The sequence below is a fragment of the Armatimonadota bacterium genome (assembly GCA_013359125.1).
GTDB lineage: Bacteria > Armatimonadota > Fimbriimonadia > Fimbriimonadales > GBS-DC > JABWCR01.
In genome coordinates, this window is record JABWCR010000011.1 from 71,973 (window position 1) to 85,697 (window position 13,725).

10 protein-coding genes and 1 tRNA gene are annotated in these 13,725 nt (G+C 59.5%); all 11 read left to right on the forward strand.

The genetic code is table 11. The features are described 5' to 3' along the window. Window positions 1–19 precede the first annotated feature (19 nt). The 11 genes from HUU60_06870 (at window position 20) to HUU60_06920 (ending at window position 13,451) form a co-directional block, all read left to right on the forward strand. Window positions 20–1,669: an alpha-L-fucosidase gene (locus HUU60_06870; protein NUL82432.1), complete on the forward strand. Its 1,650-nt coding sequence runs from the start codon at window positions 20–22 to the stop codon at window positions 1,667–1,669. A gap of 18 nt (window positions 1,670–1,687) precedes the next feature. Continuing rightward, window positions 1,688–2,587 carry a lipoyl synthase gene (lipA, locus tag HUU60_06875; GenBank protein ID NUL82433.1) on the forward strand — a complete coding sequence of 300 codons (900 nt, stop codon included), beginning with the start codon at window positions 1,688–1,690 and terminating at the stop codon, window positions 2,585–2,587. After that, window positions 2,568–7,109, forward strand: a complete 4,542-nt coding sequence (locus HUU60_06880; GenBank protein ID NUL82434.1) for a translocation/assembly module TamB domain-containing protein — start codon at window positions 2,568–2,570, stop codon at window positions 7,107–7,109. The genes lipA and HUU60_06880 overlap by 20 nt, the downstream gene beginning before the upstream one ends. Before the next feature lie 12 nt (window positions 7,110–7,121). Further along, window positions 7,122–8,597, forward strand: a complete 1,476-nt coding sequence (gene guaB, locus HUU60_06885) for an IMP dehydrogenase (protein ID NUL82435.1) — start codon at window positions 7,122–7,124, stop codon at window positions 8,595–8,597. Next, on the forward strand, window positions 8,594–9,169 hold the full coding sequence (locus HUU60_06890; protein NUL82436.1) for an orotate phosphoribosyltransferase: 576 nt from the start codon (window positions 8,594–8,596) through the stop codon (window positions 9,167–9,169). Before guaB ends, HUU60_06890 begins: the two co-directional genes overlap by 4 nt. Beyond that, a complete protein-coding gene (locus HUU60_06895; protein NUL82437.1) occupies window positions 9,166–9,987 on the forward strand; it encodes a sugar phosphate isomerase/epimerase in 822 nt (273 codons plus the stop codon). Before HUU60_06890 ends, HUU60_06895 begins: the two co-directional genes overlap by 4 nt. A 53-nt stretch (window positions 9,988–10,040) precedes the next feature. After that, window positions 10,041–10,114: transfer RNA gene (locus HUU60_06900), tRNA-Gln, on the forward strand. Between the two features lie 12 nt (window positions 10,115–10,126). Beyond that, window positions 10,127–10,801 carry a fructose-6-phosphate aldolase gene (gene fsa, locus HUU60_06905; protein ID NUL82438.1) on the forward strand — a complete coding sequence of 225 codons (675 nt, stop codon included), beginning with the start codon at window positions 10,127–10,129 and terminating at the stop codon, window positions 10,799–10,801. Window positions 10,802–10,804: 3 nt separating this feature from the next. After that, the gene (locus HUU60_06910; GenBank protein ID NUL82439.1) at window positions 10,805–11,509 is read left to right on the forward strand and encodes an ABC transporter ATP-binding protein; all 705 of its coding nucleotides are present in this window, start codon (window positions 10,805–10,807) and stop codon (window positions 11,507–11,509) included. Further along, entirely contained in the window at window positions 11,509–12,330 is an 822-nt protein-coding gene (locus HUU60_06915; protein NUL82440.1) for a hypothetical protein, read from the forward strand. Before HUU60_06910 ends, HUU60_06915 begins: the two co-directional genes overlap by 1 nt. After that, window positions 12,327–13,451, forward strand: a complete 1,125-nt coding sequence (locus tag HUU60_06920) for a winged helix-turn-helix domain-containing protein (GenBank protein ID NUL82441.1) — start codon at window positions 12,327–12,329, stop codon at window positions 13,449–13,451. Before HUU60_06915 ends, HUU60_06920 begins: the two co-directional genes overlap by 4 nt. The last annotated feature ends 274 nt before the right edge of the window (window positions 13,452–13,725 follow it).

Consider the following 13,725-nt stretch of genomic DNA (forward strand, 5'->3'; position numbering starts at 1 on the left):
CGGCCAGAAGGGATATGACATGGAGACTCAGGCGCAATTCCTCAATCGCACCAAGTGGTGGCGCGAAGCGAAGTTTGGGATGTTCATCCATTGGGGCATCTATTCAGTGCCCGCGGACAATCGCCGAAAAGGGGGCGGCACGGCGGTCGCGGAGTGGTATCTAAGCAATCAGCAGGTCCAGGTCGCCGACTATGCCAAGTTCGCGGCGCAATTTAACCCGGTCAAGTTCAACGCTCGGCAATGGGTCTCCTTGGCCAAAGAAGCAGGCATGAAGTACATCGTGATCACCTCCAAACATCACGACGGTTTCTGCATGTTCGACACCAAACTGACGGATTACAACATTGTCAAGGCGTCGCCCTACGGTCGCGATCCGATGAAAGATTTGGCCGCGGAGTGCCGTCGCCAGGGCATCAAACTTTGCTTCTACTACTCCATTATGGATTGGCATCATCCCGACTATCTGCCCCGCCGGCCGTGGGAAGGCGACGTACGGCCTGCGACGGGTGCGAACATGGATCGCTACATCGATTACATGAAGGGGCAGATCAAAGAGCTCCTGACCAACTACGGGCCGATCGGCATCCTATGGTTCGACGGCCAGTGGGAGCACGACGGCCTTCGCCTGAGGTCGCCCGAGGTCAACCGGTTCATCCGCTCGCTTCAGCCGAACATCATCATCAACGACCGCAACCACGAGCCGCAAGACTACGCAACGCCCGAACAGTTCATCCCAGCGAACGCGCTGCCTGCGGGTCGACTGTGGGAGACCTGCATGACCATGAACGACACATGGGGCTATGCCAAGGACGACCACAATTGGAAATCGAGCTCGGAACTGATCCAAAAGCTGACCGACATCCTGCACAAAGGCGGCAACTTCTTGCTAAATGTCGGACCGACGGCCGAAGGCGAAATTCCCGCGCCGAGCGTCGAGCGATTGCGCGAGGTGGGCGAATGGATGAAGAAGCACGGCGAGGCGGTCTATGGCACGACGGCCAGCCCGATCAAGCGTTTGGGTTTCGACGGCCGTTGCGCTTCGAAGGGCAAAACGCTCTACGTGTTTGCGTTTAACCTGGGGAACCCGTTGGCGCTTCCCAAAGCGGAAAGCGGACGGCTGGCCTCGGCTCGATGGCTGACGACCGGAGAGCGGATCTCGGTGGCAAACGGCGAATTGTCCTATCCTAAAGAGATGCACTGGGCGGCGACGGTAGCGCGGCTCGACTACGACCGCCCGCCGACATTCGCGCCGTTTCGCATCAATGTGTCGGAAGACGGATCGTACTTGTTAAGGGCGATGGACGCGGAGCTGAACGGCCGCGCGCTGCAGTACGAGATCGGGCGCGGGCACGACAACATCGGCTATTGGAGCGACCCAAAGGACTATGTGTCTTGGCAATTAGGGGGGCCGAGTTCGGGCGAATACGAGGTCGAAATCAAGTTGGCATGCCCCGCAAGCGACGCGGGCGCGACCTATACCGTCGGCGTGGAGAACGGCGATCGAATCTCCGGCGTCGTGCCCGCCACCGGATCATGGATAGAGCCAAAATCCTTTGTGCTGGGGCGCATCAAGATCGGTTCCCAAAACCCGGTGATTTCAGTGCGGATCGAAAGGATAGGCAAAGGCGCGGCCATGAACCTATGGAGCGTCAAACTGACGCCCAAGTAATCGCGGTATACTCTCGCCGTGGATACCAAACCGGTCAACAACCGCCTGCCGCCCTGGCTGACGGTTCGACTGCCGCGTCCGAACACGGTCAATCTGGTCGAAAAAATGATGCGCGACTCGCGGCTGCACACCGTCTGCGAGAGCGCGCGATGCCCCAACTTGCCCGAATGCTGGAGCAAGAAGACGGCCACCTTCATGATCTTGGGCGACGTGTGCACGCGGAATTGTGGTTTCTGCGCCATCAAAACCGGCAAGCCCTTGGCCGTGGACGCGCAAGAGCCTCAGAGAGTGGCCGAGATTGCGAAAGAGATGGAACTGAAGCACATCGTCGTTACCTCGGTCAATCGCGACGATCTGCCGGACGAGGGGAGCGGCCAGTTTGCAGCAACCATCCGAGCCTTGCAACAAACCATCCCGAACGCCATCGTCGAGGTATTGACGCCCGACTTCAAGTGCAAAGCATGGTGCGTCCGGCGAGTGGTCGAAGCGCATCCCGACATCTACAACCACAATATCGAGACGGTGGACCGATTGAGCCCGATCGTTCGACCCCAGGCCAAATATCAGCGAACCTTGCAGATGCTCCAGATGGTCAAACAGATGGACCCCAGCGTCTATACCAAGAGCGGCATTATGGTCGGCTTAGGCGAGACGCGGGACGAGATACTTAAGACTATGGAAGACTTGCGATCGCACAACGTAGACGCCCTGACTCTCGGGCAATACCTGAGACCGACGCGACGACACCTGCCCGTGATGGAGTACGTCCATCCCGACACCTTTGCCGAGTATCAGGAGATCGGGGAGAAGATGGGCTTCTTGTTCGTAGCCGCCGGGCCGTTTGTCCGAAGCTCCTACAATGCGATCGAGTTCTCCAAACGCATCTTGGCAGAGCGCCTTGAAAAGGTCGGAGCGTAGATCGGTTGTAGTTTCGCTGGCAAAAGTCATACAATTCTGCCTGGCGTTCCTGCCTGCCACCATCTTATTGGTCTTCGGCTTCCGATTCGTCAACCGCGTCTTTGTCGAAGCCTTTCGATTGTCTCCGTCCGGGGCATCGGCTTTGTTAAGCGAATACTGGAAAGCAGACGTTCAGATCGATCGCGCCGACTTTATCGTTGGCGGAGTTCGAGTCGAAGGCGCCCGCATAATCCGCGGAGGCTACCCATTGCTGACCGCTGCATGGATCGAAGCTCGCTGGCCTATGCGGCGGGGCAATCCGATTTCGATAGTGGCCGGAGGCCTAGATGCGGTTGTGTATCGCGATGCCAAAGGAAAGTTTAACTTTGACGATCTTTTGCCTCGCGCCAAAGAGCCGCGCCGAAGCCCGATCGACCTTGATCTGAAAGCGCTGGGCGCCCGCGTCCGGTACGTGGACGACTTTGTGCGAAAGGCCAAGCCCACTGTGTCTACGCAGACGCAAGGCGTCGATCTGACGCTTAGAACGCGGGGCAGTTCTCTGTTCGTCCTATTAAATGGAGAGGGCGACGACTTGGGCGATCTGGCAGTGCGGACTCTGGCGCACAGGGGCCGAGCGCATGTAGACGTTCAAGCGGATCAGGCCCAATGGCGATTTCTACGCTGGTACTTTCCAGATTTTCCGGTCAAGATCGAAAACGGCTCTGGGAAGGTGGACGTTCGCATTGCTTCGGGCGGCGGTTTGCCGGTCGCTTACTCGGGCACGGCAGAAATCAGCGCGGATTCTGCGCTGTATCAAGAGCGTAAAGAGCGCTGGCGAAACATCAACGGCCGAATTCAGTTTAGCAACTTGGGCCTGCGTTTCGAGGCACAAGGGGTTACCGCGGGAGGCCAAGCTTCAGCCTCGGGCGCTATGAGGCGGATCGAGGAGGCCGGAGAGCCAAAGTGGAGATTTGTCAGCCGAATTGCCGCGCAAGGAACGAGAGTAGAACAAGCTAGCAGGGCCATATACAACGGAGACCCCAAAGTCCGAGGGCGATTTGCGTTTAACGGCGCTGCCTGGGGCGACTTTGAGCAGCCCGCAATTGTGGGAAACGCTCAAGTCGAAAGGGTCGTTCACGAAGATTATTCAGGCTCGAACATTGCCGGGCGAGTCTTTGCGACCAAAGGCACGGCCTATCTCCTCAATGCTCGGGCGGACGCCTTGGGTGGTCAAATCAGCGGCTCGGCGCTCGTTGCGCTTACAAAGGAGCCGTCGTTCACCGCCGTGGCCACGATAGAAAGAGCACAGCTGAACACGATCAAACAGGCCGGAGAGGCCAAAGGCGCGTTTTCGGCACATATTGCGGCTTCAGGCACCATCGATAGGCCGCTGGCCAGCCTCTACATTGCGGCCGATCGAGTCGATTGGCGAGAAGCAAACCTCTCATCGATAGACGCCCGTGCGACGTACGCCAATGGCGAGATCAAAGTCGATGCGGCCAAAGCAAGGCTTGCCGATGCTCTCATAGTCGGGCAAGGCGCATCGAAAGAGGGGACGCTAGACGGCTGGCTTACGGCAACCGCCTCCAACATTCAAAGCGTCATTCGGAGTTTCGATCCCGATGCCGAAGCTTTACAAGCCGCTGCATACGCCTCGGTTCAGCTGGCCGGCACAACGGAGAAGCCGAACTTCTCCGGAACAGTGCAACTGCTCGACATGGCGAGCGAACAGTGGACCGCAGAAGCCCTGACCGCACGGCTGAACGGCAGCCTCGATCGATTTGCCGCAAACGCCACGCTTTATCGAAAGACAGTCGCCGGCTCGCTCGAAGCCTTCATAGAGGACATCCAAGGCGAATCTCCCACCATCGATGGCATTGGAAGCCTAAGAGGAATCGAGTTGGCCGACCTCTTAGAGGCGACGCGCCAAGACTATCCGGCCAGCGGCTTGGCATCGCTCGACTTCACAGCGTTCGGGTCGCTTAAAAATCCTGAGCTGACCGCATTTCTCGAGCTTCCGAGCCTACAGGTCGGTTCGGCCACCCTGAATCAGACCGTAACAGCCCTCGCCGAAGGCTCTCTATCGGGCGCGCGCATTACCGCTAATACGGAAGGCGACAAACTTTCCGCCAGCGCCGAAGGCGAGTGGAGTCCCGAAGCCTTCTCGATCACAGCCCAGGCCGTCGGCGAGGACTTCAACCTATTGGGCGCGATCATCCCGGAAGAGAGAACGATTACGGGCCCGTGGCGGCTGCAAATAGCGGCCTGGCACGACGAGGATCAGATCGTCGGAGAAGGCAGTATCGAAGCCGGTCCGCTCAAGTCCGGTGGAATCACGATCGAACGTCTCTCGGCCCAAGCCGATGCAAGAGACGGCCTTTTCTCTGTCATCGGCAGCCTGAAGGCGAAAGGCGAAGAAGCGGTCGAAATCTCGCTGTTGGCCAGTTCTAAGAGCCTCGCCGCTCGAGCCCAGTCCGAACGCGTCAGCCTCGAGACGGTCGCGCTCATTGCGAGCGAACTGGGCACGGGATGGTCGCCCAGAGTGCATCGAGCGTTAGAAAGCGCGTCCGGCATCGCCCGATTCGAAGCCGAATACGGCCGCAATAGAACCGGCGAACAGGGCAGCCTTGTGTTCGGAGCGGAAGACCTGAAGTACATCGACGAGCCGCTCGGCACGGCAGAGGCCGCTATCGCCTGGTCGCCGGAGAAATGGACGGTCGACCGGTTCGAGTGGAAACACGAAGACGCAAGGGTGAACCTTGCCGGCTCGATGCTGCACGATGGTCCGATCGAGGCTACGTTTCAGGCGGTTAACCTTCAAATCCCTTACTCTCGTCTGATCGATCCGACTTTGCCCGAGGTGTACGGCGCGATCGACGCGGAGGCAACCATAAAAGGCACCCTCGAAAGCCCCGAGATCATCGGCGCCCTGACCGCCAGAGACATCGCTGTCAGCGAGGAGTACACGCTGGTGGACAAAGCCATCGCCAGCCTGATCGAGATCAAAGAAGGATCGATCGAGACGAACGACGTGCTGATCCTCAAAGAAAAGTCCCGCGCTTACCTCTCCGTCGCGCTGCCTTTCAGTTGGGATCCGATCGAAGTGCCGCGCGACAAGCCGATCAACATTCGTGCAAGAGCGCCGAAGCAAGAGTTGACCGGGCTTGAAAACTTTGCGGTCGAAGCGCCATCGCCGACAGTAGAGCGCCCGCGCGCGATCAGCGTCCAGGGCGGCGAGTTCGAAGGCGATCTGACCGTAACCGGCACGCTAGACGAGCCCAAACCAGCAGGTCGACTGTCCGTAACCGCCGAGAAAACCATGCTCAGCGGATACAACACTTTTCTTCAAGACCTCAAGATCTCCGCTCGATTTGAGGACGATCGCTTGGTGTTGGATGAAGGCTCGGCCAATTCCAGCGAGGGCGGTCGTCTCCGAGTCGCATCCTTGACGGCAGACGTAAGTCAGCTGAAGGAAGGGACTATCAATGCCGAGATCAGCATCGAGAACTTTCGCATCAACGAGCGGAAAGTTGAAGACCTGGCCGACCGGGCGAGCGCAAACCTGGACGGCGCATTGACCGTGCAAGGCACTATTGGATCGCCCTTGGTTTCAGGCCGAATCAATGTCTCCGATGGCGGCATAGCGCTCCCGTCCGAGTGGCAGGCCGCGCGCGAAAGGAGGCCCTATCGATACGATCCTCGGTTCGCCATCAACGTCGGAATTGGACCCAACATGCGGCTGCAAACGGCCAACATCGACGCCCGACCCGAAGGCGAGATTCGAATTCGCGGCTCCTTGAACGAACCCCAGCTGCAAGGCCGATTGACGATGGACAACGGCGTTCTTTCCTTCCCAACGGCGCGTCTGAGAATAGAAGAGAACAGCGCGATCGACATCATCTATCCGGCATTGGACGAATACGGCCGCACCTCGGCGCGATTGACCTTGGACGTGCGAGCAAGAGGCGTCGTAACCTTGCCCGACGCGGTTACAGGCGATCTGCGGCGATATCGCGTCAGCCTGCACATTACGGGGCCGCTGGACGATTCATCCAGGTTCCGGGTCGATGGCGAATCGGATCCGCCCGGCCTTAGCTCAGAGCGGATCCTGATCGCGCTCGGAAGAGGCCCGGCATTGGAGCAATTGGCCGGTGGCGCCTCGGCGCAGGATGTCCTCCGATCGCAATTAAAGGACATCTTCTTCTCGCAAGTTGTGCGGAGCGGGCTCGATTTCGTAGAGGGTCAGATTGCCGAAGCATTGGGGCTGGAGCAATTCTCGCTCGATTACAACGAGTTCACCCCCGCTTCGGTCTACTTGTCGCAATACTTGGGCGGCAACTGGGGCATCTCGTATCGGCGCAACTTCCAAGAAACCGAGGGCACGACCTATCAAGTAAAAATCTACTACTACATAGCGTCCCGGCAACGATTGCTGAACCGCGTCAAGATCGGCGTCGGCTTTGACGACGAGCCCAAGCAGTTCATCTTTTTGGAAGGTTCGGCGCGCTTCGACTTTCCTTGGAACCGTCTCGGGGTAAAATAGGGCGCAATACTTATGGCCAACACGGAACTGCCCGAAGCGCTCAGCTTCGACGATGTATTGCTCCAACCCCAACGCTCTGCAATCCTGCCCGACGAGGTGGATGTAACCGGTTTGGTCGCGCGCGGCATCGAGCTTCGCACGCCCATCGTCAGCTCGCCCATGGATACGGTAACCGGTTCGCGCATGGCCATCGCCATGGCGCGAGAGGGCGGGATGGGCGTCATCCACCGCAATATGTCGATAGACGAGCAGGTGGCCGAGGTGGATCGCGTCAAACGCAGCGAGCACGGCATTATCTGGCATCCCATCTCGCTCTCGGCCGATCATGTCATTCGCGACGCATTGGGGCTGATGGAACGGTATCACATTTCGGGAGTGCCCATTACGAACGAGAGTGGCCGCTTGATCGGAATCTTGACCAATCGAGACATCCGATTTGAGACCGACTTCGACCGGCCCATCTCCCAAGCGATGACCTCCGAGAACCTGGTTACCGCGCCCGTCGGCACCACTCTGGAACAAGCGCAGGTGATCCTGCAAAAGCACCGTATCGAGAAACTCCCCATCGTGGACGACGAAGGCAAGCTTCAAGGCCTCATCACGATCAAGGATCTGCTGAAACTAAGACAGCATCCCAACGCCAGCAAAGATGCCAAAGGCCGTTTGCGCGTGGCGGCGGCGGTCGGCCCGCTACGACAGCCGGTAGAGCGCGCCAAAGCGCTGTGGGAAACGGGCTGCGACGCGATCGTCGTCGATGCGGCGCACGGACATTCCGAAGGCGTGCTTCAAGCTGTGAAGGCGATCAAGCGCAGCGTGCCGGACGCGACCGTGATCGCGGGCAACGCCGCCTCGCCCCAAGCGGTGCGAGAGTTGGCAGAATGCGGCGCGGATGGAGTTCGAATAGGGCTCGGCGCCGGAAGCATCTGTACGACCAGGGTCGTCTCCGGCGTCGGCGCGCCTCAGTTCACGACCGTAGTCAAGTGCGCCGAGGAGGCTCGAAGACTCGGCATTCCGGCCATCGCCGACGGCGGAATCCGATACTCGGGCGACATTGTCAAGGCGCTCGCGGCGGGCGCCGATTGCGTCATGCTGGGCAACCTGTTGGCGGGCTGCGACGAATCGCCCGGCGAGCTAGAAATGTACCGGAACAGGGCTTACAAAGTCTATCGCGGCATGGGCAGCATCGGCGCCATGAGAGCAGGTTCGTCCGACCGATACTATCAAAAGGACCCGCGCCGAATAGTGCCCGAGGGCGTTGAAGGCCGTGTGGCCTACAAAGGCGCCCTGGCCGAGACGATCCATCAATTGGTCGGCGGACTGCGATCCGGCATGGGCTATCTGGGCGCCAAAGACCTGAAAGAACTGAGAGAGAAGGCCGAGTTCGTCCGCATCACCAACGCCGGACTGCGGGAGAGCCACCCCCACAGCGTCTCAATTACCCGCGAGCCGCCCAACTACAGTGCGGAATGGACGGGCGATAACGAATGAGCCTCGACGAGCGGTTAGAATCCCTGGGCGTCGTCAAGCGCGGACACTTCTTGCTCTCTTCTGGGCGGCACAGCGACATCTACTTTGAAAAGTTTCGCATATTAGAGCATCCCGAAGTCCTTGCCGAGATGGTCGCGCTGATACTCAAGAGCCTAGATCGAGATTCGATCGACCTTGTGATCGGACCGACTACCGGGGGCGTGATCGTCGCTTACGAAGCCGCTCGGCAACTCGGCAAAAGCGCGCTCTATGCCGAGCGCGAAGCCGGAGCGCGGGCTCTGCGCCGCGATGCGGAGATGCATCCAGGTTCGCGAGTTTTGGTGGTCGATGATTTGCTAACGACGGGGCTATCGGCGCAAGAGGTGATCGATCTGACGCGCCAACACGGCGGTCAAGCAGTCGGCCTGGGCGTGCTGATCGATCGGTCCAACGGCCAGCACGGGATCGATATTCCGATCCACAGCGCGTTGGATCTGCCCGCCGTCTCGTTCGAACCGCAGGATTGTCCCCTCTGTCGAAATGGCGTCCCGATTACCGTTAGGGGCACGCGCTACGCCGAGGTCGCGCCATGAAGGTCGGCGTCAACCGCTGGACGTTGCCGGGCGAATGGGATTTGGAAAAGTGCTTTCGAACCTGCCACCAAGTCGGCTTCGATTCGATCGAGATCAACTTTGACGAGAGCGGCTACCTGAACCCAAAGATGAGCGATGCGGAAGCAGCCGACATTCGCAAACTGGCCGATAAAGTAGGCATCGAGATCAGCAGCGTCTCCAGTGCGGTCTATTGGGGGTCGCCCTTCACGCACAACGATCCCGGCGTGCGGCAAAAGGCGATCGATCTGGCCGAACATCAAATTCGACTAACCCGAGCTATGGGGCTGGACGCTGTGCTGATCGTGCCCGGATTGGTCAACCCGGAAACCCAGTACGACACGGTCTATCAGCGCGCAAGCGAGGCGATGAAGAAGATCGCGCCGGTCGCAGAGCGGCACGCCGTAACGATCGGCGTCGAGAACGTGTGGAACCGCTTTCTGCTAAGCCCCCTGGAGATGGCGCGATTCATCGACGAAATCGGCAGCCCAAAGGTGATGGCCTACTTCGACGTGGGCAACGTGCTGGCGTTCGGCTATCCCCAACATTGGATTCGGATTCTCGGCTCTCGAATCGTCCGGGTGCACGTCAAAGACTTCCGCACGAACGTGGGCACGGGCGCAGGCTTTGTGAACCTGATTCAGGGCGACGTGGCCTGGGGCGCGGTCTCCCAGGCGCTGCGCGAAATCGGCTATAACGGTTACATAACCGCCGAGGTGGAAGGCTACCGAGGCCACCACGAATTGGGGCTGAGGCATATTGCCGATTGCCTAAAAGCGCTCTTCCCCTCTCGACCATAAGAGCCGTGCTGCAGAATTAGGCAAGAATCGCCCCAAAGGTATAATCCTCTCGGTGCCTGGTCGTCCAACGGCAGGACGCTGGACTTTGGATCCAGAAATGGTGGTTCGAATCCACCCCGGGCAGCCAATGACCGCCATCATGAAACTCTTTGTCGATACAGGCAGCGTCGAAGAAGTGCGCCAAGCCGCCCAATGGGGCGTGCTGGACGGCGTTACCACTAACCCCAGCCTCATTGCCAAATCGGGCAAGGGGTTCCGAGAAACCGTTCTATCAATGTGCGCAATCTTGCCCGAAGGCGCCATCAGCGCAGAGGTCGTCGCTGTCGATACCGACGGCATGTTGAAGGAAGGCCGCGAAATCCGATCCTGGGCGCCCAACATCGTGGTCAAAATCCCCATGACTTCGGCCGGCATCGCCGCAACACGCATTCTTTCGGACGAGGGAACGCGCATCAACATGACCCTGGTCTTCTCGCTCAGCCAGGCGCTGTTAGCGGCCAAGGCCGGCGCATCCTTCATTTCCGTCTTTGTCGGTCGAGTAGACGACGCATCGGGCGACGGCATGAAAACAGTGGCCGATGTGGTCAACATGATTGAGGATTACGACTTCGACAGCGAGGCGCTGGTCGCCAGCATTCGACATCCCATGCATGTGGTCGAGGCGCTGCGCGTTCGGGCGCACATCTCCACCATGCCCTACTCGGTGCTCAAGCAACTGTTCCAGCATCCTTTGACCGACATCGGCGCGGAGCGATTTCTGGCCGATTGGAACGCCGCCGGGCTAAAGATCTTTGAGGAAGCGGGCGCTCGCTGACCGATGCTCAAAATCCAAGACCTCCATGTCCATTACGGCGCCATCCACGCGCTCAAAGGCATCAGTCTGGAGGTTGGGCAGGGCGAGATCGTAACCATCATCGGCGCCAACGGCGCGGGCAAAAGCACCTTGCTACGAGCGATTTCCGGACTGATCAAGCGATCGTCCGGCTCTATTAATTACAGCGGTCAAGAGATTTCCAAAACGCCCTCTCATCAGATCGTGCGGCGGGGCCTGATCCATGTGCCGGAGGGTCGGCGCATCTTTACCCAAATGACGGTCTACGAGAACCTGCTCTTGGGCGCCTTCGCCCGAAAAGACGGCGATCTAAAGGCCGACATCGACCGCATCTGCAGCACGTTTCCCCGCCTTCGCGAGCGGTTTGGCCAACGCGCAGGCACGCTATCGGGCGGAGAGCAACAGATGCTTGCTATTGGCCGCGGGCTGATGTCTCGACCCAAGCTCCTCATGTTAGACGAGCCTTCGCTCGGCCTCGCGCCGTTCCTAGTCAAGGAGATTTTCAACATCATCGAATCGATCAACAGCCAAGGCATCCCGGTGCTATTGGTCGAGCAGAACGCGCATCGCGCCTTAGAGATCGCCCATCGCGGCTATGTGATCGAAACTGGCAAGATCGTGCTGGCCGACGACGCCAAAGCGCTGCTCAAAAACCCTGCCGTGCAAGAGGCCTATCTCGGAGGCGCTTAGTGCGCCGTCAAACCGTCTTAGCGATCGCTGTTCTTCTGGTAGCCGGACGCAACCTCATCAAGAGCCTTGAACGCAGCGCCGCCAACGACATCGCCCAGCGCATTCACTCTCGCAACGTTACCGTTCGCCTTCAGGCCGACAGCCCCTTCGATTACCTCTCGGCAAAGGTGGATCGGATTACCGTGCGCGCCTCCGATTTTGCGGTCGAAGAACTGCCGTTCACAATCGACGAAACCGCGCCCAAGACGGGGAGGATCGACCGATTTGTCATTGAGCTTCGAGACGCGCAATTGGCCGGGCTAAGGGCAGAAAGGGTCTTCTTGGAAGCGCCGAACGTCTATTTTGATCTTGGAGTAGCGATCAAGAGGCGCGTCTTTCAGCTTTCGGCCAGCGGCACGGGGCGAGCCGAGATCGTCGTAACCGAGCAATCTCTGGCCGACTTCATCATGCGCAAGTATAAGGGCACTGTGCGCGACATCACCGTGCGCATAACGCCCGACAAGACTGTGGTAGAGGGCAAAGCGCTGGTCATTGTGGGCGAGGCGAGCTTTCGGGCCGAGGGCGTCCTGCGCCCCCGCGAAGGCATTTACTTGGATTTGGCCGAGCTTCGATTGTGGCTGGATGGGCGCGAGACCGACCCACAGACCGGCCGCACGATCGCCGCCTTTCTCAATCCGGTCATCGACGCGGTCAAAGACCTTAAAGTGTCCGATGCCTTGAGGATCGACGAACTCGAACTGCTGGACGGCAAGATGATCGGCCGTGGACCGGCCCGCGCGCCCCTACCGATGGACGTGTTCCTCAAGCGATCGCGACCGTGAAGGGGCTGCGTCGTTTGCTGTTGGCCGAGAACGGCCTGCTGTCTTCCGACCAGACCGGTCTTTGGCGGCAGGAGCTGAAGGGCGGCGAGGGCGCCTTGGAGGCCGTCCGACGGCTGGGCGCGGTGCAGATCGACCCCGTCGCGATCGTCGAGCGCAGCCACCATCTGACCCTGTTCAATCGAGTGCGCCGATACCGGCCTGCCGACTTAGAATCGCTCTACCCGACCAAGCGCCTGTTCGAGCACTTTGCCCATGCCCGTTGCGCCATGCCTGTCGAGTGGTTCGGCGCCTTTCGAGAGAAGATGGCCTTCTGGAAGTCGCTTCACAACGGGGATGACTCGGCGCTGAACGAGGCGATGGCGCTCGCGGCTGAGCAAATCGGACAGAAGGGGCCGCTCTGCTCGCGCCTAATCCAAGCCGAGACCAAACTCCACGGCTATTGGGACTTGAACGAGCCTCGCACCAAGGCCACCGCGCATGCGCTAGAGCTTCTTTGGGAATACGGCGATGTGGTCGTCTCCTCGCGCCAAAACGAGGAGCGATGGTACGACCTGACCGAGCGATGGCTAGAACCATCTTCGTTTAACGGCAGCCTGCTGGATCACTACATCCAGGCGATGGTCGTGATCGATGACGGCGACCTTGGATTCGGCTGGATGAGGCGCCCCAAAGCCCAGCGGTCGGAGGCGATACAGACGCTGGTCGATTCGGGCCGGCTTGAACCCTTGGACGGCTTTTGGACGACGCCCGAGCGAGCCGAGAAAGCCCGGCAATTGGAAGAGGCCAAGATCGAACCGATCGTAACGCTGTTGCCCCCTCTAGACAATCTGCTTTGGCGGCGACCCAGGCTAAAGCGGCTGTTCGAGTTCGACTACACATGGGAAATCTACATGCCACCTGCCAAGCGCAAGTTCGGCGCGTACGGGATGCCGATCTTGGAGGGCGAGCGGATAATCGGCCAGATCGACCCAAAGTTGGATCGATCGAAATCGCTATTGACGATAAATCGGATCGAGCTTCGAGCGCCGTATTCGCCTATGCGATTGCGTCGGTTAGAAAAAGCCCTGGCCAGCTTTGCGCGGTTTCACAATGCCGACCTTGCGCCCGTTCCCTGGCCATGATTCGTACTCAAAATTGTGCTACAAACTTGGATTTTCCCGTTCGATGACACGTTGGAACGCCAGGCTCCCGCCTGGCAAAACGCCGGGAGGGCGAGCGTCCCGCGAGCCGGGAGGGCGAGCGTCCCCGCGAGCCGAAAGAACGGGCCGGGCGGGAGCCCGGCGGTTTGGCAAGCGTCCAATCTGTCTCAATGGCGAACATCGGTCTATCTCGGGCGATTGTGCCCCTCCCCTGTATCCCCTCCCCAAACTCTGGCGAGTTTAGGGAGGGGAGCGA

What these genes read in the sequence shown, in the direction of transcription:
- HUU60_06870 (NUL82432.1), top strand. Translation starts at nt 20, where the DNA reads ATGGAGACTCAGGCGCAATTCCTCAATCGCACCAAGTGGTGGCGCGAA.
- guaB (NUL82435.1), top strand. Translation starts at nt 7,122, where the DNA reads ATGGCCAACACGGAACTGCCCGAAGCGCTCAGCTTCGACGATGTATTG.
- HUU60_06890 (NUL82436.1), top strand. Translation starts at nt 8,594, where the DNA reads ATGAGCCTCGACGAGCGGTTAGAATCCCTGGGCGTCGTCAAGCGCGGA.
- HUU60_06895 (NUL82437.1), top strand. Translation starts at nt 9,166, where the DNA reads ATGAAGGTCGGCGTCAACCGCTGGACGTTGCCGGGCGAATGGGATTTG.
- fsa (NUL82438.1), top strand. Translation starts at nt 10,127, where the DNA reads ATGAAACTCTTTGTCGATACAGGCAGCGTCGAAGAAGTGCGCCAAGCC.
- HUU60_06910 (NUL82439.1), top strand. Translation starts at nt 10,805, where the DNA reads ATGCTCAAAATCCAAGACCTCCATGTCCATTACGGCGCCATCCACGCG.